Source organism: Mycobacterium sp. (assembly GCF_049683935.1).
Lineage (GTDB): Bacteria > Actinomycetota > Actinomycetes > Mycobacteriales > Mycobacteriaceae > Mycobacterium.
Genome location: NZ_JBAUJR010000419.1, coordinates 1 through 2967 on the forward strand (window position 1 = coordinate 1; position 2967 = coordinate 2967).

At 67.2% G+C, this 2967-nt stretch carries 2 protein-coding genes and 2 pseudogenes; 3 read left to right on the forward strand and 1 reads right to left on the reverse strand.

Features of this window, described 5'->3' with window-relative positions; genetic code table 11:
- Positions 1-382: pseudogene (locus WA965_RS23665) on the reverse strand (Hsp70 family protein); the annotation flags it as partial.
- Between the two features lie 221 nt (positions 383-603).
- Between WA965_RS23665 and WA965_RS23670 the strand changes: the two are divergent.
- The 3 genes and pseudogenes from WA965_RS23670 to WA965_RS23680 all read left to right on the forward strand — a co-directional run.
- A complete protein-coding gene (locus WA965_RS23670) occupies positions 604-1131 on the forward strand; it encodes an Rv0340 family IniB-related protein (RefSeq protein WP_526303295.1) in 528 nt (175 codons plus the stop codon).
- 269 nt (positions 1132-1400) lie between these two features.
- Positions 1401-2480, forward strand: coding sequence for an IniB N-terminal domain-containing protein (locus tag WA965_RS23675; RefSeq protein ID WP_526303294.1), 1080 nt, complete (start codon positions 1401-1403; stop codon positions 2478-2480).
- Between the two features lie 108 nt (positions 2481-2588).
- Positions 2589-2967, forward strand: a pseudogene (locus WA965_RS23680) (Isoniazid-inducible protein iniA); the annotation flags it as partial.

Below are 2967 nucleotides of genomic sequence, written 5' to 3' on the forward strand. Positions count from 1 at the left end.
GTGCCAGGCTCGGCCGGGTGCGCAGCGCGCCGCGCAGTGCGCCGACGGCTCCCGGCCCCCAGTGGGCGGGCACGGCGATGGCAACCGGCGATCCACCGTCGACCGACCGTGCCATCGCATCGAGGGCTTCCGCGAGTACCTGCTCGCCGCGGTGGGCGGTGCCGTCCGCCGCGACCAGTGGAACCGGGTCTCCGACGCGTTCGACGAAACCGCTCAGGACCAGGCCAGGCTCCGTGAGGTTCGGGTTCTCCCCGGGCGCTCCGACCTCGGGGGCACGGTTGTTGAAGACGGTGAGGATCGATCGCCGCATCACCGGTGGGCGACCGACGCGGGCCGCGACCAGATGGGTCATCCCGATCGACAACCCGAGTGGTTCAGTCATGATGGCGTGTCTCCTGTCCTGGCCGGTCCCCACCTTAGCGGCTGGTCCTGCGAGGTCCGCGGATTTCCCCTAGTGGCGTCGATCCCCTAATGGTTGGTCCCCTAATGGTCTCTGTCCCGCGCTGGGCTTCGCACCGATCCGGTGCGCGTTCGGGCTGGATAGCATCGTGACAAGCCCGACGACGGCGGTATGCCACGGAGAACAACCGAGAAAGGTGGGGGATGGCCAACTCGCTTCTCGACTTCGTCATGTCACTGGTGCGGGATCCCGATGTCGCCGCACGTTATGCCGCGGATCCTGCGCAGGCTCTGGCCGACGCCGACTTGACGGACGTGACCAGCGCTGACGTCCAGAACCTGATCCCGGTGGTGGCGGAATCGCTGTCGATGGCCGCTCCGTCGCCGGGCCTGGATGCCTTCGAGGACTTCGGCGCCGATGGGGTAGGCAACGTCTGGACCAGTGGCGCGGCCACGGCGGCTTTCGACGCGTTCGACCACGTGCCCGAGGTCGCGGGCGTAGACGTCATCGACGCACCCGTCGTGGTGACCGACATCCTCGACCAGACCGACCTGGGGGTGGCGGCGCCGACGGGCACCGATCTGATCGACACGGCCGAATCGCTGCAGCTCGACGTGCCGGAGCTCGAAGAGACCCAGCTGACCGAATCCGGTTTCGCCGAGGACTGGGCACAGCCGGTCGCCGACCCCCACCCTGGTGATCCCACCCCCGGGTTCGACATCTTCGACTGACCGACAAGCCGACCCTACCCGCGTGGATCTGACGATCCACGCGGGTTTTGTCGTTTGAGCTGCAAAAACCCCTGCATCCCCCAGCTCCCCGGGTGATCCCCTAATCCCCTAATGGGGATGGGCGAACATCCCTAGTCGGGGTGGCTCAGGGACGGGACCGGACCCCGTTTGCGGCAGGTCCCCGACTCCATAACGTGGTCTGCAGATCGCCGGGGAGCCCGGCGAGAGACCTCTCCCCGACTCCCGGGAAGACCACGAAAGGAAGTTCCATGACAACCCTCATCGACTTCATCCTCGACCTGTTCCGCAGCCCCGCCGCGGCGACCTCCTTCGTCCTCGACCCCGATGGCGCGCTGCGTGAAGCGGGTCTGCCGAACGTGACCGCCGCGCAGCTGGCATCGGTGGCCGCCACGGCCGCTCCCGCCGGATATGCGCTCGGTGGCGGCGACCCGGTCCTCGGCCTGCAGCGGGCGGTGGCCGACCACCATCAGCTGGCCTCCAACATCGCGTCGCCGTTCTCGCCGCAGACGTCCTTCGCTCCGACGACGGAGTTCGCCAGCCGCAACGACACCGACCTGCTGAGCGGCAACAACGTCCCGGTCGCCAGCCCTGATCAGGCGGCCGGCGCCAACGCCCAGAACGGTGCATTCAACCTGGGCTTCGGCGACATCACCCTGGGCGACAAGACCAGCAACACCGCCACCGACGGTGGTGTCGTGGTGGGCGGTGACAACGACGGCGACATCGTCAGCGGTGACGGCGCCGCCCTCGGCGACGGCAACACCATGAACAACGGTGACATCCTGGCCGGCTCCGGCTCCAATGTTGTTGTCGGCAAGGACAACGAGGTCGAGGACAACTCGCAGACCGCGGGTGACGACCTGATCACCGACAACGACGCGCCGGTGCTCAACGATGTCGACACCAGCGGCGGCAACGGCGGCGGTGCGGCCGGCGGCGACAGCCTGATCGGCATCGGCAGCGGCAACGCGTCCGGTGGTGACGGCGGCAGCGGCGGCGGGATCATCATCACCGACACCGATGTGAACTCCGGCACCCAGATCGACGGCAACGTCGGCAGCGACAACGTCGAGGACAATTCCGTCAACACCTCGGTTCAGACGGAGACCTCGTCCTCGACCGAGAGCTCGATCGAGGACAACTCGTCGAACTTCGAGTCCAACGTCGGGTCGGGCAACGAGACCGCGATCGGGTCCGGCAACGAGACCAACACGGATCTGTTCTCCGGCAACGAGACCTCCACGGACCTGTTCTCGGACAACGTCACCGGAATCGACACCGACCTCGCTTCCAACAACACCACCGACACCGATCTGGACGCCTTCTGAGTGACCGCGACCAGATGACGACACTGGCGGGGACCGTGATGGTCCCCGCCAGTGGCGCGCGCATACCGTTGAACCACTGAGCAGCAGCCGCCGGACAAGAGGGGCACGATGACGCAGCCGAACGACCCCCGCAAAGTGAAAGTGGTCGTCGAGCTCATCGACCACACCAGCAAGATCGCCGAGACCAACGATCGTGGCGATCTGGTCGAGCGGCTCACCCGCGCCAAACGGCGCATCAGCGATCCGCAGATCCGGGTGGTGATCGCCGGTCAGCTCAAACAGGGCAAGAGCCTGCTGCTGAACTCACTGCTGAACATGCCCGTCGCCCGCGTCGGTGACGACGAGTCGACGGTGCTCGCGACGGTGGTGTCCTATGGCGAGCAGGCGTCGGCGCGGCTGGTGGTCGCCAGGCCCGACGGCGAGGAACCCGAGCTGATCGACATCCCCACCGCCGACCTGCGCAACGACCTCCGGCGTGCCCCGCAGG

Excerpts from the sequence above, each read along its gene's own strand:
- WA965_RS23670 (WP_526303295.1), top strand. The coding sequence starts at position 604 with ATGGCCAACTCGCTTCTCGACTTCGTCATGTCACTGGTGCGGGATCCC.
- WA965_RS23675 (WP_526303294.1), top strand. The coding sequence starts at position 1,401 with ATGACAACCCTCATCGACTTCATCCTCGACCTGTTCCGCAGCCCCGCC.